Origin of the sequence: Anabaena sp. AL93 (assembly GCF_001672085.1) — a bacterium.
GTDB classification, from domain to species: domain Bacteria; phylum Cyanobacteriota; class Cyanobacteriia; order Cyanobacteriales; family Nostocaceae; genus Dolichospermum; species Dolichospermum heterosporum.
Map to the genome: position 1 here is coordinate 21,104 of NZ_LJOU01000028.1, position 23,901 is coordinate 45,004.

At 38.0% G+C, this 23,901-nt stretch carries 19 protein-coding genes, 1 tRNA gene and 1 riboswitch; of the genes, 9 read left to right on the plus strand and 11 right to left on the minus strand.

The features are described 5' to 3' along the window. The first annotated feature begins 143 nt into the window (after window positions 1-143). Window positions 144-1,010, plus strand: coding sequence for a hypothetical protein (locus AN486_RS09440; protein WP_290600327.1), 867 nt, complete (start codon window positions 144-146; stop codon window positions 1,008-1,010). Between the two features lie 189 nt (window positions 1,011-1,199). On the opposite strand, the gene AN486_RS09445 is transcribed toward AN486_RS09440, so the two are convergent. From AN486_RS09445 to AN486_RS09465, 5 genes are all read right to left on the minus strand, one after another. Further along, window positions 1,200-2,033 carry an ABC transporter ATP-binding protein gene (locus AN486_RS09445; protein ID WP_053539391.1) on the minus strand — a complete coding sequence of 278 codons (834 nt, stop codon included), beginning with the start codon at window positions 2,031-2,033 and terminating at the stop codon, window positions 1,200-1,202. A 17-nt stretch (window positions 2,034-2,050) separates the two neighbouring features. Continuing rightward, complete coding sequence (locus tag AN486_RS09450; protein WP_053539390.1) at window positions 2,051-3,493, minus strand: ABC transporter substrate-binding protein; 1,443 nt, start codon at window positions 3,491-3,493, stop codon at window positions 2,051-2,053. 67 nt (window positions 3,494-3,560) lie between these two features. Beyond that, a complete protein-coding gene (ntrB, locus tag AN486_RS09455) occupies window positions 3,561-4,406 on the minus strand; it encodes a nitrate ABC transporter permease (protein ID WP_053539389.1) in 846 nt (281 codons plus the stop codon). Between the two features lie 98 nt (window positions 4,407-4,504). Then, window positions 4,505-4,701, minus strand: a riboswitch (cyclic di-AMP (ydaO/yuaA leader). A gap of 510 nt (window positions 4,702-5,211) precedes the next feature. Beyond that, a complete protein-coding gene (gene rnc / locus AN486_RS09460) occupies window positions 5,212-5,889 on the minus strand; it encodes a ribonuclease III (protein WP_290600331.1) in 678 nt (225 codons plus the stop codon). Between the two features lie 600 nt (window positions 5,890-6,489). Further along, window positions 6,490-7,206, minus strand: coding sequence for a GUN4 domain-containing protein (locus AN486_RS09465; RefSeq protein WP_027401595.1), 717 nt, complete (start codon window positions 7,204-7,206; stop codon window positions 6,490-6,492). Window positions 7,207-7,515: 309 nt separating this feature from the next. On the opposite strand from AN486_RS09465, the gene AN486_RS09470 reads away from it, so the two are divergent. After that, window positions 7,516-8,937, plus strand: a complete 1,422-nt coding sequence (locus AN486_RS09470; RefSeq protein WP_027401596.1) for an NADP-dependent isocitrate dehydrogenase — start codon at window positions 7,516-7,518, stop codon at window positions 8,935-8,937. 139 nt (window positions 8,938-9,076) lie between these two features. On the opposite strand, the gene AN486_RS09475 is transcribed toward AN486_RS09470, so the two are convergent. Further along, the gene (locus AN486_RS09475; RefSeq protein ID WP_039200761.1) at window positions 9,077-9,538 is read right to left on the minus strand and encodes a hypothetical protein; all 462 of its coding nucleotides are present in this window, start codon (window positions 9,536-9,538) and stop codon (window positions 9,077-9,079) included. A gap of 769 nt (window positions 9,539-10,307) precedes the next feature. Here AN486_RS09475 and AN486_RS09480 point away from each other — a divergent pair. Both AN486_RS09480 and AN486_RS09485 read left to right on the plus strand, forming a co-directional pair. Next, complete coding sequence (locus tag AN486_RS09480; protein ID WP_039200762.1) at window positions 10,308-10,811, plus strand: DUF4112 domain-containing protein; 504 nt, start codon at window positions 10,308-10,310, stop codon at window positions 10,809-10,811. 19 nt (window positions 10,812-10,830) lie between these two features. Next, complete coding sequence (locus AN486_RS09485) at window positions 10,831-11,766, plus strand: alpha/beta hydrolase (protein ID WP_039200763.1); 936 nt, start codon at window positions 10,831-10,833, stop codon at window positions 11,764-11,766. Window positions 11,767-12,271: 505 nt separating this feature from the next. Here AN486_RS09485 and AN486_RS09490 read toward each other — a convergent pair. Beyond that, window positions 12,272-12,766, minus strand: coding sequence for a hypothetical protein (locus tag AN486_RS09490; RefSeq protein WP_290600336.1), 495 nt, complete (start codon window positions 12,764-12,766; stop codon window positions 12,272-12,274). 91 nt (window positions 12,767-12,857) lie between these two features. Beyond that, window positions 12,858-13,919 carry a D-alanine--D-alanine ligase family protein gene (locus AN486_RS09495; RefSeq protein WP_053539385.1) on the minus strand — a complete coding sequence of 354 codons (1,062 nt, stop codon included), beginning with the start codon at window positions 13,917-13,919 and terminating at the stop codon, window positions 12,858-12,860. Window positions 13,920-14,143: 224 nt separating this feature from the next. Between AN486_RS09495 and AN486_RS09500 the strand changes: the two genes are divergently transcribed. Then, window positions 14,144-14,338 (plus strand): hypothetical protein, encoded by a 195-nt coding sequence (locus tag AN486_RS09500; RefSeq protein WP_290600338.1) that lies wholly within the window; start codon window positions 14,144-14,146, stop codon window positions 14,336-14,338. Between the two features lie 45 nt (window positions 14,339-14,383). Here AN486_RS09500 and AN486_RS09505 read toward each other — a convergent pair whose 3' ends face one another. Beyond that, window positions 14,384-15,793 (minus strand): 1-acyl-sn-glycerol-3-phosphate acyltransferase, encoded by a 1,410-nt coding sequence (locus AN486_RS09505; protein WP_290600341.1) that lies wholly within the window; start codon window positions 15,791-15,793, stop codon window positions 14,384-14,386. A 116-nt stretch (window positions 15,794-15,909) separates the two neighbouring features. On the opposite strand from AN486_RS09505, the gene AN486_RS09510 reads away from it, so the two are divergent. After that, on the plus strand, window positions 15,910-16,542 hold the full coding sequence (locus tag AN486_RS09510) for a DUF938 domain-containing protein (RefSeq protein WP_053539383.1): 633 nt from the start codon (window positions 15,910-15,912) through the stop codon (window positions 16,540-16,542). A 75-nt stretch (window positions 16,543-16,617) separates the two neighbouring features. Here AN486_RS09510 and AN486_RS09515 read toward each other — a convergent pair. After that, a tRNA-Ala gene (locus tag AN486_RS09515) sits at window positions 16,618-16,690 on the minus strand. A gap of 79 nt (window positions 16,691-16,769) precedes the next feature. On the opposite strand from AN486_RS09515, the gene AN486_RS09520 reads away from it, so the two are divergent. From AN486_RS09520 to AN486_RS09530, 3 genes are all read left to right on the plus strand, one after another. After that, window positions 16,770-17,672, plus strand: a complete 903-nt coding sequence (locus AN486_RS09520; RefSeq protein WP_290600344.1) for a rhodanese-related sulfurtransferase — start codon at window positions 16,770-16,772, stop codon at window positions 17,670-17,672. Window positions 17,673-17,804: 132 nt separating this feature from the next. Continuing rightward, window positions 17,805-20,666, plus strand: coding sequence for an aminomethyl-transferring glycine dehydrogenase (gene gcvP / locus AN486_RS09525; RefSeq protein WP_290600346.1), 2,862 nt, complete (start codon window positions 17,805-17,807; stop codon window positions 20,664-20,666). A 186-nt stretch (window positions 20,667-20,852) separates the two neighbouring features. Further along, window positions 20,853-22,487, plus strand: coding sequence for an ATP-dependent endonuclease (locus tag AN486_RS09530; RefSeq protein WP_290600348.1), 1,635 nt, complete (start codon window positions 20,853-20,855; stop codon window positions 22,485-22,487). A 647-nt stretch (window positions 22,488-23,134) separates the two neighbouring features. Here the strand turns inward: AN486_RS09530 and AN486_RS09535 are convergent. After that, a complete protein-coding gene (locus AN486_RS09535; RefSeq protein WP_053539380.1) occupies window positions 23,135-23,530 on the minus strand; it encodes a GxxExxY protein in 396 nt (131 codons plus the stop codon). Window positions 23,531-23,901: the final 371 nt, after the last annotated feature.

A 23,901-nucleotide genomic window follows, 5' to 3' on the forward strand; every position in this document is an offset into this window, starting at 1 on the left:
GCGTAACTCACCATGATATTAAAATTTCTCAAATATCATTCATGATTTCTATTTTTATATGTGAAAATTCCTGATAAATATTAAAAGTATAATTTAGGTTTATGTTAAAATACGGGAATATTCTCGATTATTGTAATTTCACCATGAAAAAATTAATTCCCGCAATTGCTGTCATTCTTAGCTATGTACCTTTGATAGGTTGTGGTAACACACCCAAGGTTGCAGTTCAAGAAAATTCGAGTAATAGTGTTACTGAAAGTCCAACGGAAACTTCTCCAGTAGCAGTCAGTGAAAAAGAAGATAAACAAGCATCAGAAACACAAAGAAATAAAGATAATAAAGAACATAAGAGAAAATTTTTTCGTAATAATCTAGATAAAAATACTAAAACGGGTACAAGTATAAAACCCAAGGAGGGAACGGTTACAAAATTAGTCAATGGTGATTTAATGTGTTACGTCACTTTAGTAGATAAAAAAGGAATTGAACACAATGTTGGGGCGACTTTTGAAATGTGTGCTGATGAAAAAAAGGTGTTAAATAAAAAAGTTAATGCCGTTTATGAAATCCAATCAGTGAGTGATTGTCAAAGTGCAGAACCTTGTGGTAAAACTCGCAAAGAATCCATTATTACAAAAATGGAAGTTGTAAATGCAGGTGTAGAGGAAAAATCACCAAGCAGTAATTCCCAAAGTGGTAAATCACAAACTTTAAGTAATGATAAATGGACAATTACTTTGAGTAATACTGATTCTTGGAATGGAGTTAATGGTACGGGAGATGTCAGTTATCAAGGATGTGATACTAATGGTAAATGTCTCCAGTTAACAGGTGGTAAAGTCTCCTGTCGAGATGGTAAATGTGTTACAGGTTGGAAAAATGGGGATTATGTCTACATTTTAGAACAACCTATAACTGAAGATGGAAATTCTACCTCCACTTTAATAGTGAGAAAAGATAATACTGAAATTTTAAACTCTCCGGGCTTAAAAGTTGTCTCTGGTAATTAGGGAACAAAAATTTGGCGTTGCTGATTAAGGGTATGAATTTTAGTCTCACGCCAAGGCGCAATCACGCACTGAGGTTTGAGTTTTAAAGGTTCAATTTGGGAATTTCATACCTCGATATGGCTACGCCACGCAGGCTATCAGCAACGCCAAAAATTTAAGCAAATCTGGTCAACTACGGGGGGTTTGTCCCTACTCTGGTGTGAAATTTTGATCAAGAAAATTCAGAGCATGATTGCGAAGTTCAAAATATTCTGTGGAGTTACGCATGGCTATTCTATCTCTGGGATGTTCAAAAGGAACTTTTAAAATTTCTCCTATTTTTGCCGATGGTCCATTCGTCATCAAAATAATTCGGTCTGACATATAAATTGCTTCGTCAACATCATGGGTAATCATCATGACTGCTTGACGATGATGTTCCCAAATATCTAATACTTGACGTTGTAATTTACCACGAGTTAAGGCATCCAAAGCCCCAAAAGGTTCATCCATTAATAACATTTTGGGACGAATTGCTAAAGCCCTAGCAATACCAACCCTTTGTTTCATTCCTCCAGAAATTTCATCAGGGTATTTATCTGCGGCTGGGGTTAAGTTTACCATTGCTAAATGTTCATTGACAATGCTAATTTTTTCGGCACGGTTGGCATTTTTCAAAACTTCATCTACTGCTAAACGGATATTTTCGCGGACAGTTAACCAAGGTAATAATGAATAATTTTGAAATACCATCATTCTATCGGCTCCTGGTTTACGAATCTCTTTTCCATCTAAGCGAACTGAACCAGATGTAGCTTTTTCAAAACCACCAATTATTTTTAATAATGTGGATTTACCACAACCAGAATGACCAATTACAGAAATATATTCATCTTCCTTAATAGTCAAATTAACATGATCTAAAACTGTGAATTTTCCTTTGTCCTGGGTTGGATAGGATTTAACTAAATTTTCGATTTCTAAAAATCCGTTACGGGGCAAAGTTTCTGTAATATTATGTTGGGATGAAGTTATATATTCCATAATTAATTACCTATTTTTTAGGATAAAAAAAACTGAGAAGGAGCGTTAGCACGGATATCAAAACTATGAAGATATCCTACAGGATTACTAGGATCAAATCCTTTTTTATCTATAAATGCTTCAGGAGGTTCAACTTTATAATCATCTTTGGGACATTCAATTCCCATTTCTGCGGCTATCTCTCGATATAAATCGGTTCTCCAACCTTTTGCGGCTACTTCTTCAGCATTTTTAGGAATTTCTTTGATTTGTCCCCACCGTGCTGCTTGAGTCATTAACCAAAGACTGCGAGAACGCCATAAAAATGTAGAATGTTCCCCTTTTTCGAGGGGAATACTGTTAGGAAGATCATAAAAAATTGTGGTGTCATCTGCTTTGATAGTGCGGTCTTTGCCATCAAAACCACCATAATTATAATTGCCAATAATTCCCGGTCCAGTAAATTTAGTAATAGGCACACCCGGCTTTTTAGGTTTCGCACCAGTAAATGATCTTTCTGTCAGTAATTCGGCTATTTCTTGACGATTTTCGGGTTTGCTACAATATTGACAAGCTTCAATCATTGCCTTTACCAAAGAACGGTAAGTTTTAGGATAATTAACAATAAAAGATTCCATTACACCCAGGAGTCTATCTGGATGTCCGTGCCAAATTTCCTTACCTTGAGCGAATGTAAAACCAATACCTTCATTACCTGTAATTGCTCTAGTATTCCAAGGTTCGGCGACCATGTAAGCTTGCATTGCCCCAATTCTCATGTTTGTTACCATTTGCGGTGGTGGAACAATTATGACCCGAAATTCTTTAAGAGGATCAACACCCGCAGCAGCAGAAAGATAGCGAGCAAAGTATTCATAAATGGCAGAACTGAGGACTACAGCCCAGATTTTCTTTTCTGGGGGTTGTTTGTCAAAATAGCCGCGAAAGTCCTTCCCAAAGGCTTCTAAAGCCCCATCACCGTATTTTTGTTGATATTCATACCAGGGACGAATGCCATAGTCCCACATATCCCGATTCATGGTCATGGCGTTACCATGTCGGTGGATGGTCATTGCTGCACATAAGGGGGCATGACGCGCACCTTCTGCACCTATTCTAGCGTTGGTAACAGCACCGGAGACGACGGGGGAAGCGTCGAGACGACCGAAAATTAAGCCGTCGCGGGAGGTAGCCCAACTGGCTTCGCGGTTGAGTGTAACATTTAAACCATATTTGCGGAAAAATCCTTTTTTCCAAGCGATCGCAAATGGCGCACAATCATTAACAGGAACATAACCCACAGTAATGTCCGGTTTTTCTAAATCTTGGGATTTGACTACTGGTATCACCGCTAAAGCTTCTTCTGTTAGTCCCTTCGCAGATTTATCTCCCGAAACAGCACAGGATGATAATATTATTCCCGCAGTTGTCGCCCCCATTCCTGCAATAAAATCTCTGCGAGTTAAATGATTTTCAGTCATAGTAATTGATAATTATATTTGAAAAATTCTTTTCATCCTCTCTGCGCCTCTGCGTGAGATAAAATCATCAACTTCCTGGACGGTGAGTAACTAACTCTTGAAGTTTGCCCACACCGTAATCTAAAATCAACCCAGTTAAGCCAATTATAAACACTGCTAAAAATACAGAACTCAGATTTAAACGACTCCATTCATCCCAAACAAAAAAGCCAATTCCTATTCCACCTGTCAACATTTCTACAGCCACAATTACCAACCAAGCAATACCTAAACTAATTCGCAAACCTGTAAAAATATAAGGCAAACTAGCAGGTAGAATAATTTTAGTAATCTGTCGCCAACGGGGCATTTCTAGGACTTGTGCTACATCTAAATAGTCTTTTGGTACACTAGAAACTCCTAATGCTGTATTAATAATAGTTGGCCAGAGGGAAGTAATGAAAATCACAAAAATAGCGGAAGGATCTGCTAAATTAAACAGAGATAAAGAAATTGGCAACCAGGCTAAGGGTGATACAGGTTTGAAAATCTGAATAATGGGATTAAAAGCCAGCATTGCGGGTCTTGAAATTCCAATCAAAAAACCCAAGGGAATTGCTACTAATGCCCCTAAACCAAATCCTAATATTACCCGCCGTAAACTGGCTAATAATAACCAACCAATTCCTAAATCACCTGGACCTCTCTCATAGAATGGATGTAAGATATAGTCCCAATTGGCAATTAAAGCTTCCGGTGGTGTGGGCATTAATTCATGGTTAGCTAGTGCTACTACCCACCACAATAAAATAATTCCTAAACAGCCGAGTGCGGGAAATACGAAAGTATCTTGAAAAATTACTGGTTTGGTTTTTCTCCAAATAGCTTTTCCAGCAACTGCGACAATGGCAGCTAAATTTAGTTGCAATATCATTTATTTCACCTCAGCAGAGTTAAGCTTGGTTATGGAAACATTAACTAGTACCAACCTTGGACACTGATAAGATCAGAAATAATTAAAATTCTGTCTCTTCAGTCTCCTCTCAATGCCTACGAAGTTAGCTGACGGGCTAAGGTTGAGAGATACCTTTTTTTGCTTGATTTTAGATTTGATTTGAGTTTTAAATCTTAAATTCCTAAATTAGTCAAGACAAAAATACGCCCCACAATTTGGTTCCTCCGTTCCAGCACTATTAAATTAAATGTACTGGATTAAGCTGACTTACTCAATTCTGAATCATGATAGAACATTAACATTTATATTCAGTAATAACATCAGTATTCGTCATGAATAATAGTTTCCGGCGATTATAAATCGCTACTACACAGGCTAAGTCCACCTGCGTGAACTAATGAAAAATCAAGGGTTTGAAACCCATGTATCCCTTAGAGGATGTTTTAAAAGTGGTATCCCGTAATTTTCATCATATTGTTACCCCCCTTAAGTAGGTTGGCGTTGAAAATTGTCGTCATAGCAAGGCAAGAGGCAAGAGTAAAGAAGTTTTCAGGGATTTTACGTTTCTTTACACAGTTTGGTTTTATTGAAACAAGAAAATCCAGTTCCCTCCCCTTTATAAGGGGAGGGTTAGGGAGGGGTAAAACATTTGATACAGCAATCATGAATTTTCAAACACCCTCTCACGGGACAGCAGGAATAGATGAGTTCTGTCTGTGTAGCTGCGAATTATATTCGCCAATACAAGCAGAAAATCAACAATTATCAAGTTAATAACCATTTTCTACAAGTTATCTAACGCATTTTCAGCAGCAGCTTTTTCTGCATCTTTTTTATTGCGTCCTTGTCCTTTTCCCCGCCATATTTCTTTCCCATTCACTACTTCAAAGACATCAGATTCAAATATTGGTGTATGAGATTGTCCACCTATTTGTCTTGTAACATATTTGGGTGGAGTTGTGTTACCACTACTTTGTACCCACTCCTGAAGGCGGTTTTTTGAGTCTACATTAGAGCGAGATACAACAATATTCTCAGGTACAGAGGCAAAAAGTTTTTCTACAATAGGGCGAAGTAATGCAATATTACAATTTTTATCTAGATAATAAGCACCAATAACTGCTTCAAAGGTACTACTTAATAAGTTAGGATTATTATATCCTCCATCAAGAATTGCACCTTGTCCTAAACGGATTCTCAAGTCTAGACCTACTTCAATCGCAAATTTTGCTAATTGTTTTTCATCTACTAATGCAGAACGACGACGAGTTAATTCATCTTCTCCTTTTTCTGGATGAAGTTGATAGAGATATTCACCGCTTAAGAAATTGAGAATAGCATCACCAAGAAATTCTAAACGCTCGTTGTGTTCACCTTCTCCTGGGTGTTCGTTGACATAAGAACGGTGAGTTAGTGCTTGATTCAGTAATGTTTTATCTTGGAAAATTAAAATATCGTGCATTTTATGTTCCTCTTATTAAGTTTCTCTAAATTGCAGTTGATTAATTTCAGATTCCAGATTTCTCAAACAAGTTGGGGATCTAACAAACTCATATATATTGCGATTAGAGACTTCCAAATAAAAGAATATCCTCAAATTTCTTGTGGTGCAATCCGAAAATAATAATAAGTAGTGAGACAGAATTAATTACACAATGTCATTGCGTAAGCGTAGCGTGGCGTTAGCCATATGGAACGAAGTGAAATGAAGCAATTCCAAGGGTTGTGATTGCTTCCCTTCCCTCGCAAACCCACAAGAGGAACGCGGTAGCGTTGGAGGCTTCGCGTCTTCAGACCGAAGGGGAAAACGCACACAGGCGAATTAATTGCCTTCAATATTCGTGATACAATTAAATTGTCACTAAAGACGTAAAAAGCTACCGGGGGACTCTCGGAAAGTTACGCTTGTCAGATATGATTTCGCCCGTCAGGGCAAACGAAATCAGGGCAAGAACCCAAATATTTAAGGCAATGCCTGAAACTGGGATAACTGAGGGATATAGACTGAAACTCTCTAGAGAATCTCCGCGTCTTTAGACCGGAGAGTGTCAAAGTAAAAGGTCTACTTAATCCAAGCTGGATGGGACAATAAAGAAGACATGGCTCGCACCCCGCGCAGTTGGTTAGAGAGCGGTAGATGACCTCTAGGGGCGCTTAAATCCCATGTGAACCCGTTGGGATATCTTGTCCAGTTATTACCATTCTTCCAGTTAATTTTTGGCCATAAGTTGACCCAATTTTTACTTAAACCTAACCAAATTTCGCGCTGGACAGAGAAGCCAAATTTACCTTCTGAGTGAACTACCCAGAGTTGATTGATAGTGCGTAAGTCTTGAATTGGTAAACCTTCTACCTCGGTAAAGTATAGCCATTTTCTTTGTACTGCTTGGGGACTTGCCGCTTCACACATTTTTTGAATTGTCAAGAGATCAGCCGCTTGAAAATCCTGATTGGCAAGTAACTTTTGCAAAGAATTGTAACTGATCCCACAGTCCGATTTTAGAGGTACAATTCCTTCAGGAAAGTTAGTTTGTAGAAATTCTTGATCTGTCGGTGCATTAGTATTATAGATGACTTGGTAGACTTTACCATCAATCCAAGTTGCTGGGGTATCACGACGTTTCAGCAAAAATTCCTTCAACACATCTAACCCATCATTACCCAAGTCAGCTAACTGCGGGATGATTTGTTGTTGGACTTTTTCGGACCCAGCGATTAACTTTTGGCGGAGGGAGTCGAGATCATTTGTAGTGCCTGATACAATCATTGGGTCTGTCATGCCGTTACTCGTGTTAGCGTGAGCGTGAATAAACTATCTATTGCTATCGGTTATTCTACAAAATGAAGGACGAATAGCGAAGTGAATTTGCAAAGTCTTTGAGTGTGTGTCTGAAAAAATCACTCCCAGTGGCTTGTGCAAATCCTAACTAACAATACTTTATCAGGTAAGGGGTCATAGAATCCAGGGGTTACTGTAATGATCTTAGGGCGCAAGACCTGGATCTTAGGGCGCAAGACCTGGATCTTAGGGCGCAGGCCCTGCGCCCCTACGAACTTGTGAATTTCTTCTATTTGGAATGTGTGAATTATGTACGAAAAGATTACTCCTCCCACTATCGGCGCGAAAATTACCTTCAAAAATGGTGAACCGGTTGTTCCTGAAAATCCAATTATTCCTTTTATTCGCGGTGATGGTACGGGTATAGATATTTGGCCAGCGACGGAAAAGGTGCTGGATGCGGCGATCGCTAAGGCATACAAGGGCAAAAGAAAAATTAGCTGGTTTAGGGTTTATGCTGGTGATGAAGCCTGTGATCTCTATGGTACATACCAGTATTTGCCCCAGGATACATTGACGGCGATTAAAGAATATGGCATAGCTATTAAGGGTCCTTTGACTACTCCTGTCGGTGGGGGGATTCGGTCTTTAAATGTGGCATTACGCCAAATCTTTGATCTTTATACTTGCGTGCGTCCTTGTCGTTATTACGCTGGAACTCCTTCTCCCCACAAAACTCCTGAAAAACTGGATGTGATTGTTTATCGGGAAAATACGGAAGATATTTATTTGGGGATTGAGTGGAAGCAAGGTAGTGAAATCGGCGATCGCCTGATAAAATTCTTGAATGAGGAATTGATACCTGCTACCCCAGAACATGGTAAAAAGCAAATTCCCCTGGACGCTGGTATCGGCATCAAACCCATCAGCAAAACCGGTTCTCAGCGTTTGGTGAGACGTGCCATTAAACACGCTTTGTTATTGCCCAAAAATAAGCAACAAGTCACCTTGGTGCATAAAGGCAATATCATGAAATACACAGAAGGCGCTTTCCGGGATTGGGGTTATGAATTAGCAACCAGCGAATTTCGTCAAGAGTGCGTGACAGAACGGGAATCTTGGATTTTGGGTAATAAGGAAAAAAACCCCAATATTTCCTTAGAAGAAAATGCCCATGAAATTGATCCTGGTTTTGATTCCCTGACTCCAGAGAAAAAAGCCCAAATTGTCAAGGAAGTTGAAACCGTTCTCAATACAATTTGGGACAGTCACGGAAACGGTAAATGGAAAGAGAAAATCATGGTCAATGATCGCATTGCTGATAGTATCTTTCAACAAATCCAAACTCGACCAGATGAGTATTCTATTCTGGCGACAATGAACCTGAACGGTGATTATTTATCCGATGCTGCTGCTGCTATTGTTGGCGGTTTAGGTATGGGTCCAGGGGCAAATATTGGCGACTCCTGCGCGATTTTTGAAGCTACTCATGGGACAGCACCAAAGCACGCGGGCTTAGACAGAATTAACCCCGGTTCGGTGATTCTTTCCGGTGTGATGATGCTGGAATATATGGGTTGGCAAGAAGCCGCAGATTTAATTAAAAAAGGATTGGGTGATGCGATCGTCAATGGTCAAGTTACTTATGACTTAGCGCGGTTAATGGAACCACCTGTACAACCATTAAAGTGTTCTGAATTTGCAGACGCAATCATCAAACATTTCGGTTAATTTCTACTATTCTCAAATTAAGATCCCCGACTTCTTTAAGAAGTCGGGGATCTAAGCATCACATAATTGAAATGATTGCTGTATCAAATGTTTTACCCCTCCCTAACCCTCCCCTTATAAAGGGGAGGGAACTGGAGTGTCAATCACCTCCTGTATTTTTGCTGCCCGCTCTTAAACGGGCTAAACTATCAATAGCATCACCTAAAGCTGTAGTAAGACTTTTTCGAGTTTGAGCGTGATTTTCTTGCTCAAGTTTCAAAGCTTGTAATAGACAATCACGTTCCTGTATGACTTCTAACAATTGAGTTTGTAACTCTTCTATAGAATTAAACTGGGAAATTTCTTGCTGAATAGCTGTAGTCATATCAGTTCCTGTTTCCCCATTAACAACCGAAAATTTTTGGACTTCAGCCTTTATAGACACCATAGCTTCTTGGTGCATTTTTGCGTCTACACGCCGTTGTTCTGCTTCGGTATTATAAAGTTGTCGCCATTTTTGCGAACTTTCCCAAGCTTCATCTCGTTCCCGCTGAAATTTCGTCATCTGTTGTGTGAGAGACTGAATTTCGGTTAACCATTTTTGTGTGAGATCTTGAGTCATAGAAGTTTTTTGTAGTAGAGATAGGTTTAACCTTTTTGATAGAACCAATAGAGTAGTAGACTAGAAAAAAATTATCAATGTTGATTGTCACCGAATAACTCAATCTAAGTAGGTTGGCGTTGAAAATTGTCGTTATGGCAAGGCAAAAGGCAAGAGGCAAGAGGCAAGAGGCAAGAGTGAAGAGGGTTTAGGCGATTTTACATTTCTTTACACAGTTTGGTTTTATTGTGTTCACCTACTTAGTCAGAGCTTAAATATGTTGAGAGATAAATTTGCAAACAACTTGGGAATTAGTCAAGCTCGTAAAAAACAAGTATACCTGGATATATGTAGGGTTTGCTGATAGCGTAGCGCGGCGTAAGCCATAAAAGTTATCTGTGAGGGTAGGGGAACTCTTAACTGGGTACAGGGAACAGTTTCAGCCTGGATAGTCTCAATTTCCCATAAGTAGGTTGGCGTTGAAAATTGTCGTTATGGCAAGGCAAAAGGCAAGAGGCAAGAGGCAAGAGTGAAGAAGTTTTCAGCGATTTTACGTTTCTTTACACAGTTTGGTTTTATTGTGTCCACCTACTTATCCGATCAGGAAAAATGCAACTGTTTTGAGACACCATTAGCTAAAAACTTGCACTTTTTTATGATCAAAATATGCAAAATCCTTATTGGTAAATGGTTCTAGCTTTATTCAGCCAGCCCTAAATATGAAAAAATTTGAGTTAAGAAAATGAGATAATAAGAAAGTTGATCACTCAGTCAGTGGAAATAATTAATAATGCCTAATTCTTCTGAACCATTTGTAATTACACCTGATGGTTATGCACCTCGATTAAAGCGTCTACGTCAATTTAGTGGACTATTAGATAATATAATTACTATTCCCGGAACACAAATAGGAGTCGGGTTAGATCCAATTATTGGATTACTACCCATAGGTGGTGATGCTTTAGGATTAATATTTTCATTTTATATTATCATGGAAGCCGCACAATTAGGCGTACCCGTAGCCACATTAGGACGGATGGTAATGAATGTAATTGTAGATTCCTTAGTTGGGGCTATTCCCATGTTAGGAGATTTGTTTGATTTTGCTTGGAGAGCGAATAATTACAATATCATTTTATTGGAAGCAGCTTTAAAATCTCCGCATCAAAATCAAAAAGCAGATAATTCATTTATCCTCATTTTTAGTATTGGCTTATTTCTACTGGCTATTGTTTTAATATCCATACCCGTGATATTAATAAGAATATTATGGCAAATTTTTACTGGTAGTTAAATGACTTATCTATAAAATCATGAAAGATTGGTGGCAAGATAATTTTCCTCAAGGGCGGCAAAATCTGATTATTAATGATTCTCAAGGTTATCCAATTCAAATAGCCTATGGTGAAAAAGGTAACGGGAGACCGCTGATTTTATTACATGGTTTAGGCAGTTGGAGTTATAATTGGCGGCATAGTATTGAACCATTATCTCGATATTTTCGAGTAATTTGTTGTGATTTTAAATGTTTTGGTTTTTCAGAAAAGCCCGTATCTCGTCGAGAAGAAACAGGACATCAAATTATTGAATTAAAACGCATTATTCAAGCTTTATGTGATGAACCACCGATAATTGTCGCCGAATCTATAGGGGCATTAATTTCTCTGGGATTAGCTGGTAAAAGTCCTGATTTAATCGGACGGTTAGTAGTAATTAACGCTCCTATTTTTACAGAAACTTTACCTCATTGGTCTATGGGTTTACTGGCACAAACACCAATAGAAATTATCCATGCAATTGATGATTTACGTCTTGCATATTGGTTTGCACCTTTAGTCAGAGAAGTGATGGGAGCAGAAAGACGCAAGGTATTATATAATCCTTCATTATTAACAGAAGAAGATATTTATTGGATTACTTACCCATTCATTGAAATTCCGGGGACTTTGGTAAAAGTGGCTGAAGAGTTACAAATTGCTGCTCAAGAAATTGAGAATTTGCGAAAAAATCAGCCAAGTATGCTGAAAAATATTCAAAATAATCTCAAAAATATTGAATGTCCAACTTTGGTTTTATGGGGTGATCAAGATAGTTGGTTTCCTGTTAGTCATGGAGAAAAATTACATCAACATTTGCCTAATTCTCGCTTACAAATTTTGCAAAACTGTTATCATGATGCGTCAACTGGTTCTGCTGATGTGGTGAATGCAGCAATTTTAGAGTTTTTAAAAGAGACCGATTTCTGTTGAATTTTGAAAATTGACTAATGATAGAAATTCAGGCAATTTTCCGTACCTGCCTCGTACCTGCGCTAAAACCCTCTAAGATACAAGGTTGTTATAAATAAAAAGAGAGTGGGAGAAGGCATACCAAAAGCCTAAAATCTCCCACTCTACATTTACTGCTGTAGCGTTTGGGAACATATATAAATACTGCCAGTTATTTAGGGGGGTTGATTTAACAACGACAGTATTTATATGCGGTTAATATTCCCTTTGCAGCAAATGTCAAATCTGATTATTGTGATTATTTTTGATTCAATTAATGGTCAATCAAGTGTTTATAAATCATTGTTATTTACGCTGAAAAATGTGAGCATAAATTAAGGGTAAGGGATTGTTTGAAATAATCAATATTTAGTAAACGTTAATAACCACAGAATTGAGGTTGTTTATCTTGCATCAATGTAACTTAGGTAATTAAAACTTGGTTGCCAAGTTGGCATTTTCTTGAAAGTCTTGTATTGCTAGGTTTTCAGAGAAATCGTGAATCTTGTCTGTCTTTGACAAATTCTGTATTGGCATGAAGGGGATAGATTTTTTCTGGAGGCGAAATTATGAGCAAATTTTTACTATTAGTGGGTTTATAACGCTTTCGGGAGGGCATTTTTTGACTATTGCGATGGCGTTGACTAGTTCTTGTGCTTTCTTTGGAATTTTGTAATAGGTAGAAAATTACCAACGAACCGCTGGAACAGCAGAAGATGACGGCAATGATCAACCATAGAGGTAGGGGATTACTAGTATCGGAAAATGTAGAAATGGTTAATTGTACGGGGATATATGGAGTTTCTGCCTGTTTTACCTGTGGCACATAGCCAATATAAATTAGTTGATTATAGGCAATAATTACAAATCCTATCGGAATTATTAACAAACTCAAGAACCAGATTCCAGGGTATTTTTTCAGTAGATTTACTAGAATTCTTCCAGTGTTTCGCTTTTCTTTTAACTCTTGTTCATTATCCATCACATTAATCAGATAAATCATATTTATGACAATAGGAAAAAGAAATATTTTCCCCTTTTAACTAATCCGCTATCTCCTATCCCTAATCCCCTTAATTAATGGGAGAATGCCTGGCGATCGCTAGTTGAATTAACTGATGTACTAATTGGGCAAAGGGTATACCCGTATTAGCCCAGAGTTGGGGATACATACTTGTGGAGGTAAACCCTGGGAAAGTGTTAATTTCGTTAATAAAAAGTTCTCCGGTAGCTTCTACATAGAAAAAGTCTACTCTGGATAAACCAGCGGCATCAACAGCCGCAAAGGCTTGTAAAGCCATGTCTTGAATTTGCTGTGCCACTGTATCTGGTAAATTTGCGGGAATGAATAAATCGGCTTTCCCAGGGGTATATTTGGTTTCGTAATCGTAAAAATCACTATTAAAGGTAATTTCACCAACAACGGAGGCTTTGGGGTTTTCGTTACCTAAAACGGCACATTCGACTTCTCTGGCTACAACTCCAGCTTCGACAATAATTCGCCTATCATGGGTGGCGGCATTATCTAAAGCTGTTTCTAATTCTTGACGCGATCGCACTTTGGCAATTCCCACCGACGAACCTAGATTAGCAGGTTTGACAAAGCAGGGATAGCCCAATGTGGCTTCAATTTCATCACACAGCTTGGGAAATACACAAGCATTTGACCAAACTTGCTCTCTGCTGACAGCAATATATTTTACTTGAGGTAATCCCGCTTGGGCAAAAGCCATTTTCATGGCAATTTTATCCATTCCTATGGCTGAACCCAAGACTCCAGAACCCACAAAGGGAACTTGCATCAAAGTTAGTAAACCTTGAATTGTACCATCTTCGCCATTAGGACCATGAAGCACGGGAAACCAAAGATCAACTTCTTGAGTTTCTGGAGGAAATTGCCATAAATTAGGGGTTATGGAGGGGATTTCATGGGGAACACCAGATGTTAAAACCTGTTGTGCAGTAACTCCTGCTTGCCAACTGCCATTCTTTTGAATGTAGAAAGGTAAAACTTCGTATTCTTTAGCATTTTCTTCTAAAGTGAGGGCATGGGCGATCGCCCCGGCTGAAATTATTGAAACCTCATGTTCTCCAGAACGTCCACCAAACAGTAAACCCACCCGTAACTTAGTCATTTTCTTCTATATCTCCACAGATTCGCAATTTCTATTATCACCAAAAAAAGGGAACAGGTCATATCAAATCCGGTTAAATTCACATAGTAAGTAACTGAACAAAAATATTGACAGTCATTGCGAGGGAAGGGAAGCAATCACAACCCTTGGAATTGCTTCATTTCACTTCGTTCCATATGGCTAACGCCACGCAAGGCTTACGCAATGACATTGTGTAATTAATTTTGTCTCACTACTTAAAGCTGTGGTTAGTTTGCGTGGACATATTTTCTATTTTCATACTTCAATTTACCAATATCGGGGTTTCTGGTTTTTTGGCGATCGCTCTCAGCAAGTATAATAAAGTAGATGAGGTCATCTCAAAATATTTTGATGTTCCTTTACCTGAAGATATTTTGAATAGTTTCGCCGATAGATGAAACTATTACAAAACCTCTTCGCGCCTCTGCGTCTGGAGTGTGAACTTAGTCCTGAATTAACCCTTCCAACATCACTTGTAAATCCTGCGTCAACTCACTTACACCCTTTCGCAAAGCTTGTTTATTCCCTTGACAATTTTCCCATCTTGTATTCACATTAATCGGTTCACCAACAAAAATCATAGCTTGTTTCCAACCTAAACGCGGTCTTCCTGGTAAAGTAGAATTCTGAATGCGAGACAACATATCAAACATTAATAAAAGCGTTTCTGCAAATCTTTCTGGTGTGGGTTTTTCGAGAATATAATCAGCAGTAACCGCCACAAAACTTTCAGCAATTCTCATATGCTGCATTTTTAAATCGGCTTCTTCAGCTACCCAATCAGCTAGACCCCGTTTAAAAGGTGGTAAACTTGGAATATCGGCAATATCGTCTCGATAAATATAATTCCAACCAGCATCCTCTAAACGGCGACATCTATCAATAAAATTACCTTGAGGCTGGATATTAAAATACTTTTCCGTAATTTTCAAAGCAGTGTCCATCAAACGGTGTAATCTAGTAGTTAACAATTCATTTATAGGAACTTCTGAACTGATAATTTCTGGAAAATCCTGATGATAGAAACGGCGATAAAATTCCTCCATTTCCGAAATTAGATATTCAGCTAAACGTAAAACCCGCTGATATAAAATTCCTTCCCGTTCCTTTCCATTTGTACTAAGTTCCGTCCCAGGTAAACCGCTATCAGCTTCCAATTTAGATAAAAGCCAATCTATTTTTTGCCAAGGGGGATTAACATAACTATATTTAATGCCAATAGGAATAATAAAAACCTGTTCTTCGCGGTTAGCCTTTTTTAAATCTTCCACACACCAAAAACCCAATTGCGCCACACCCGGTTCTAAAGGACTGACTATACTACTATGTCCATTTGTACCACCTTCAGGAGCGATCGCTATCGGCATTTCGGCATTAGCAAATAATTCTCTGGCCGTTTGGATAGCATTTCTATCTACGCGTTTCCCTCTACGAATAGGTACACCACCAAGTCTAGAAAATAACCATCCCAACCAATTTCCTGCCCATAAAGTCATTCCTCGTTCATACATAAAATGACTGTGAACAGGGTATTTGAGACTAATACCTTTTTCCCTGGCTGCCTGGGGGACAATTCGTGATAGTAGGTATAACATAGATAGAGGATCTTCCACCTCTGGGTGACGGAAAGCAATTAAAAATCGGACTTTACCTGCTTGAAATTCGTGGTATAATTTAGCTAAAACTTCGGCGTTTTTGGCTTCAATATTGACAATACCCGCAGGTAGCCAAGGTCTAGTTCTCACCCGCAAAATCAAAGGCAAAAACCAAGACACGACTTTAACAACGAAGGGATTATGACGTTGAGGAATAAATTTTAGGGGAGGTTGGGTAGAATGAATAGACTTAGGCAAATTGTTCTCCTGTAGTGTGGCGAAAAAAGCTAAAATTGAGCGATAGCGTTCGCGGTAGCGTCTCGAAGAGATAGCGAGACCTAGGAAGCGCTGCTAATTTAATTATCATAATCATAATGAACACACCCGCAGACCAGCGAAGATTTGCCCCCGCAACCCAGCGCAACCGCGAACCGATTCTAGAATTGCTTTTACAAATATTGCCTCAACATGGGACTATTTTAGAAATAGCCAGTGGCACAGGTGAACACGCCACATTTTTCTCCTACCACCTCGCACCTCGACAATGGCTACCTTCAGACCCTAACCCAGAACTGCGTGCTAGTATTAGCGCCTGGACTGAATTTTTCCCCTGTAAAGCCATGCAGCCACCCCTAGATTTAGATGCAAGTTCACCAATTTGGCCTGTGGAAAAAGAGATAATACCACAACCACCTATTTCTGCCATTGTCAATATTAACATGATTCATATTTCCCCTTGGTCATCCTGTTTAGGACTAATGGCAGGGGCTGGACGGATTCTGCCACCTGGTGGTATACTCTACTTATATGGTCCCTATAAACAAAATGGCGAACATACCGCACCCAGTAACGCTGATTTTGATGAGTCTTTGCAAGCGCAAAATCCAGACTGGGGAGTGCGTAACCTAGAAGATGTAGTTAAAGCTGCTGAAGCCCAAAATCTGATATTGCACCAAACTTACCCCATGCCAGCAAATAACCTTTCCTTAGTATTTAAACATAATTAGGGCTTGCTGGATTGAAATGTGGCTTTTATTCTTTGCGCCTTTGCGCCTTTGCGTGAGACGTATTTCGTAAATCAATGGAGGTTAGCGGACTCGAACCGCTGACATCCTGCTTGCAAAGCAGGCGCTCTACCAACTGAGCTAAACCCCCAAGTGTGTTTTTTATGTAAAAAGGGTTGATTTTACATAACTAAGTCATCATAAACTATTATTATTAATTTGCCAAGACCATGAACCAAGAAAATCAGACAGTTGTTGCTGCACTATATAAATTCGTGAATCTCCCTGATTGTAGCGAACTGCAAGCAGCTTTATTGTCCTTTTGTCAATCACAAGGAATTAAAGGAACTATATTACTAGCACAGGAAGGAATTAACGGCACAATTGCTGGTTCTCGTCAGCAAATTGACACAGTTTTAGCCTTTCTTCGCAATGACTCGCGGTTTGCAGATTTAGAACATAAAGAATCCTACACAGAAATTCCCCCATTTGAGCGGTTAAAAATCCGCTTAAAGCCAGAAATTGTCACTTTAGGCTTACCAGAAGTAAACCCAGCGGAAAAAGTAGGAACTTATGTCAAACCCGAAGACTGGAATGATTTAATTTCTAACCCAGAAGTCACAGTCATTGATACCCGCAATGATTATGAAGTCACCATTGGGACTTTCAAAGGAGCAGAAAATCCGCAAACTCAGATATTTCGAGATTTTCCCGAATATGTACAAAAACATCTTGACCCCAAAAAACATAAAAAAGTAGCCATGTTTTGTACTGGAGGAATTCGTTGCGAAAAAGCCTCATCTTATTTACTTTCTCAAGGTTTTGAAGAAATTTATCACCTCAAAGGAGGCATTCTCAAATATCTAGAAGAAGTTCCCCAAACAGAAAGTTTATGGGAAGGAGAATGTTTTATTTTTGATCAAAGAGTCGCAGTTAGTCATAACTTAGAAACAGGAAATCAGGAATTATGCTTTTGTTGTGGATATCCCATTTCCGAAACAGATAAAACCTCCCCAGAATATGAAAAAAATATTTCCTGTCCTCACTGCTTCCATACCTTAACACCCGAAAAAAGAAAGCGACTACAGCAAAAATGGAAACATTACCAATCAATAAATTCAACCAATACTTAAACTTCAGATTTCTTTCTTCCTTTGCGTCTTTGCTCCTTTGCCCCTTTGCGCGAAACAAAATTTAGAAAAAACCCTAATATCCAAAAGTGATCATTACAATATATTAATACAGAACTCCTTGGAGAACGATTTGTGGTAGCTAATCCCCCGCGCACTCAAACCAGCACATTGAGCAACTTTACACAAAGACACATTGGACCAAACCCTGATGATGTCAAGCAAATGCTTGATATATTAGGTCTTTCCAACCTTGATGACCTAATTGATAAAACAGTACCACAGGCAATTCGGTTTCATCAAACCCTAAATCTACCAGCAGCACAAAGCGAATATGCAGCACTGGCAAAATTAAAGCAAATAGCGGATAAAAATCAGGTTTATCGCTCATTTATCGGTATGGGATATTATGACTGTATTACCCCTACCGTCATTCAACGCAACATCTTAGAAAATCCCGGTTGGTATACAGCATACACCCCTTATCAGCCAGAAATTGCCCAAGGACGTTTGGAAGCGTTGTTAAATTTCCAAACCATGATTATTGACTTAACGGGGTTAGAAATTGCTAACGCTTCTTTACTTGATGAAGGAACAGCAGCCGCAGAAGCCATGAGTATGAGTTATGGAGTCTGCAAAAACAAATCCCATAACTATTTTGTGTCTAGTGAATGTCATCCTCAAACCATTGATGTATTGCAAACACGCGCAAAACCTTTAGGCATCAAGATCATTATCGGTGATCATCAAACCTTTGATTTTACCGAAACTATCTTTGGTGCGATTCTGCAATATCCCGCAACCGACGGGACAATTTACGACTACTGCGATTTTATCACAAAGTCTCATGCTCAGGGTGCATTGGTGACTGTAGCCGCAGATCCTTTGAGCTTATTATTACTTACATCTCCCGGTGAATTAGGGGCTGATATTGCCGTAGGCAGTACCCAACGCTTCGGAATTCCTTTGGGATTTGGGGGACCACACGCTGCTTATTTTGCCACGAAGGAAGAGTATAAACGGCTTGTTCCAGGGCGCATTGTGGGGGTATCAAAAGATGTGAATGGTAAACCTGCCTTACGTTTGGCGTTGCAAACCCGTGAACAGCACATACGCAGAGATAAAGCCACCAGTAATATCTGCACAGCCCAGGTTTTATTGGCAGTGATGGCGAGTATGTATGCAGTCTATCATGGACCGGACGGACTGAGAGCGATCGCTCAAAATATCCATGAACTTACCGCAACTTTAGCCGCAGGACTGAAAAATTTAGGTTATAAAATCAGTTCGGAAAACTTCTTTGATACCTTGCGGGTAGAATTAGGAAATACCAAATTAGAAGCAATTCTCGACGCTGCGAATGAGAGAAATATCAATTTGAGAATTTTTGATAATTCAACTGTGGGTATTTCCTTAGATGAAACTACCACAGAAGCAGATTTAATTGACTTATGGCAAATTTTCGCACTGAAAGATCAATTACCTTTTACCGTTGAAGAATTACCAATTTCTCATTCTCAATTATCACGTCAAAGTAAATATCTCACCCACCCAGTTTTTAACCGTTACCATTCAGAAACTGAATTATTACGTTATTTACATCAACTAGAAAGCAAGGATTTATCATTAACAACTTCGATGATTCCCTTGGGTTCTTGTACTATGAAGTTAAACGCGACTTCAGAAATGATTCCCGTCACTTGGGCAGAATTTGGGAAAATACATCCCTTTGCGCCAATTTCCCAAACTAGAGGTTATCAAATCCTATTCCAACAACTAGAAGCATGGTTATCAGAAATTACAGGTTTTGCGGGAATTTCCTTACAACCAAATGCAGGTTCTCAAGGTGAATATGCGGGACTTTTGGTAATTCATGAATATCATCAAAGTCGCAAAGAAGGACATAGAAATGTTTGTTTAATTCCGCAATCTGCCCATGGAACAAATCCCGCGAGTGCGGTAATGTGTGGAATGAAAGTTGTGGGAGTTGCTTGTGATGATCATGGTAATATTGATGTTGAGGATTTAAAAGCCAAAGCTGAAAAACATAGTCATGAATTATCAGCTTTAATGGTGACATATCCATCAACTCATGGGGTATTTGAAGAAGCAATTCAAGAAATTTGTGCAGTAATTCATAGTCACGGTGGACAAGTTTACATGGACGGCGCTAATATGAATGCCCAAGTAGGTATTTGTCGTCCTGGTGATTTTGGTGCAGATGTCTGTCATTTGAACTTACACAAAACCTTCTGTATTCCCCATGGTGGTGGTGGTCCGGGAATGGGTCCCATTGGTGTCGCTTCCCACCTTGTCCCGTTTTTACCAGGACATTCTGTGGTGAGAATGGGTGGTGAATTGGGTGCTGTTTCTGCTGCACCTTGGGGTAGTGCAAGTATCCTAGTGATTTCTTGGATGTATATTATCATGATGGGTGCAGATGGGTTGACGGAAGCAACCAAAATTGCCATTTTGAATGCTAATTACATGGCTAAGAAATTAGAGTCTTATTATCCGGTTTTGTATCAGGGAAAAAATGGTTTGGTGGCACATGAATGTATTTTAGATTTGCGAAGTTTGAAGAAATCAGCGCAGATTGAAATTGATGATGTTGCGAAGCGGTTAATGGATTATGGTTTTCATGCACCTACTGTTTCTTGGCCTGTTGCTGGGACAATTATGGTTGAACCAACGGAAAGTGAATCTAAACAGGAATTAGATAGATTTTGTGATGCTTTGATTGCGATTCGTGAGGAAGTTGCGGCAATTGAATCTGGTAAAATGGACATTCACTATAATGTTTTGAAAAATGCCCCTCACACTGCGGAAAGTTTGATTGTTGGTGAGTGGAATCATCCCTATTCCCGTGAACAAGCTGCTTATCCTGCACCTTGGAATAAGGAATATAAGTTCTGGCCAAGTGTGGGGAGAATAGATGCGGCTTTTGGGGATAGGAATTTTGTTTGTTCTTGTTTACCGATGGAGGCTTATAGTTAATTTGTAGTCTCTAAGATCCCCGACTTCTGATATCAATTTATCATTTATTGGGAAGGTTGAAAAAAGAAGTCGGGGATCTAAATTTTTGTAATGTTTTGTAATGTGCTGTTTTGATTGTGTTATGAAAATAGTGTATTATAATTTAGTTTTAGCTAATCAACTTTTTTCACTAAGATATAGGATTGTATGGAAGTTCTAATCACTATCAAAAATTATCGCTGTTTTTCAGACTCTAACCCAGCGAGAATAAAAATCAGAAACGGTTTCACAGCATTTATAGGAGTTAATAATTCAGGGAAGTCTACTTTACTTAAATTTTTTTATGAATTTCGTCCTCTTTTTGCGTCACTCTCCAATCATGGTGAGTTTATCAATATTGTAAAGGGTGGTTTATATTCATCCAAGTTGCAGGGAGATGTAGATTTAAAGGAAATATATTGTAATGAGAATAACCGTCCGCTAACTATAAATTTTCAATTCTTATTTGAAGATAATCATATAGTGCAAGATAATGTAAATATTCTGAGTGAAGTAAACCTAGTATTTACAAGAGATGATGTATACACTGGCAGTATAAAAATTGGAAATACAGAATTTAGTAATGATACTGAGAATGTAATTGCTAATCTTATGAAAAACTCTGGTGATATATCATATGTTTTAGAAATTTTTAAAAAATTGAGTAATACTTTATATGTTGGTCCCTTCAGAAATGCCATTAGTGTGCTACCTATCATTGATATTACTTACATGAGGGTTATAGATAGTAAATATTTAAATTATTACGATATAAAAGTTGGAAGAGATTTTATTCAGCAGTGGCGACAATTGAAAACAGGAAATGATAGAAATCATAATAAAACTACATTAAAATTAACCAATGATATTAAACGTATATTTAACTTTGAGCAATTAGAAATTAACTCTTCTAATGATGATCAATCATTACAACTATTCATTAATGATCAAGCCTATAATCTTTCAGAGCTTGGTTCTGGACTTGCTCAATTTATTCTGGTTCTCATTAATGTAGCTATACAAAAACCATCTTATATCCTTATTGACGAGCCAGAACTCAATCTTCATCCTTCACTCCAACTTGATTTTTTAACTACATTGGCAAATTATGCCTCAGAAGGAACTCTCTTTGCAACTCACAGTATTGGACTAGCAAGATCAAGTGCAGACTACATTTATACGGTAAAGAAAACATCAAGAGGAAGTGAAGTAAGAGAGTACGAACAAAATCCTAGCTTAGTAGAGTTACTTGGAGAACTTAGTTATTCAACTTATAGAGAGTTTGGTTTTAAGAAAGTTTTACTGGTTGAAGGTAGAACTGAGATCAAGACATTTCAGCAGTTTTTACGAAAATATAGGCAAGATCAACATATATTAATTTTATCATTGGGTGGGAAAGATTTTATTAATGGGCATTCAATAGAAGAACTTAGAGAAATTCAACGTATTTCTGACCAAATTTATATTCTGATAGATAGTGAGAAAAATTCACCTAGTGCAGAATTAGAACAATGTAGACAAAAATTCAAACAAAACTGTGAGATGGATGGTATTCATTGCCATATTCTAGAGCGTCGAGCTACTGAAAATTACTTCACAGATAGAGCAATAAAATCAGTAAAAGGAGATAGCTATTCAGCACTTGACAATTATCAACTATTAGGAAATGCTTCACTTGGCTGGAGTAAGTCAGAAAATTGGCGAATTGCTAAAGAAATGACGAAAGAAGAATTAGAATCAACAGATTTAGGTGAATTTATAAAAAGAATTTGTGATTTAGATGAAAGTATTAGCTTAGATTAAGAAACGTAACCCAACATAATGAAAATATCTGATTCATATTTTTTTTCTGAATCAGGATGTCCAGGATTTTAGGATTTACAGGATTGTGATTTGTAAGTTATTGGTGGGATGCTGAAATTGTAATTGTCTGAATCAGGATGTCCAGGATTTTAGGATGTACAGGATTGTTATTGATGAATTGTCCGTGAAGATTTGAAGATTATAAAATACAGTTACAGTAATAGTCAAGAATTAACAGCGGATAATTTAACTGATAACTTATCTATCATCCCAAAATCTCTATATTTTATAGACAATCAAACAACTACATCCTGAAAATCCTCTAATCCTGGTTATCCTGATTCAGACAAAAAAATCTTCAAAATCCCCACGTCAAATAAACAACAACATCCTGAATATCCTGTAATCCTGGACATCCTGATTCAGACAAAAAAATCCTCAAAATCCCCACTGAAAATAAACAACAACATCCTGAAAATCCTAAAATCTGTACTTCCCATAGACAATCAAACAACCACATCCTGAAAATCCTTTAATTCTGGACATCCTGATTCAGACAAAAAAATCCTGAAAATCCCCACTTCAAATAAACAACCACATCCTGAAAATCCTCTAATCCTGGACATCCTGATTCAGACAAATTAACCCTAATATCTAGGATTAAAAACCTTCTTATATTCCAACTTCAACCCACCAAAATTAATCAATAATCCCACAGGAAAATTATAAGCAACCAAATAATTTTTCGCTTGCGCTAAATGAACATCTTCTAAAGAAATAACCGCTTTCAACTCCACCACAACCTGATTTTCAACTATAAAATCCGCCCTTCGTGTTCCTACTTCAACTCCCTCATAATAAATTACTTGTTCTACCTCTCTTCCAAAACCTAAACCTGATTTTTTGAGTTCAATTTCCATACATCTTTGATAAATAACCTCCTGAAAACCATTTCCCAAAGTTCGGTGTATTTTCATTGCACATCCATTTATTATGTATGTAATTTCGTCTAATTTTAGATTTTGGGTATTAGATGTGTTCATGGATTTACAGGATTGTGATTTGTAAGTTGTTGGTGGGATGCTGAAATTGTAATTGTCTGAATCAGGATGTACAGGATTTTAGGATGTACAGGATTGTTATTGATAAATTGTCTGTGAAGATTTGAAGATTATAAAATCCAGTTACAGTAATAGTCAAGAATTAACAGCGGATAATTTAACTGATAACTTATCTATCATCCCAAAATCTCTATATTTTATAGACAATCAAACAACTACATCCTGAAAATCCTCTAATCCTGGTTATCCTGATTCAGACAGATTGTTATTGATGAATTGTCTGTAAATATTGAAAAATGATAATTACAATCACAGCATATTATCTATCATCCAAAAATTTCCATTTTTCCTAA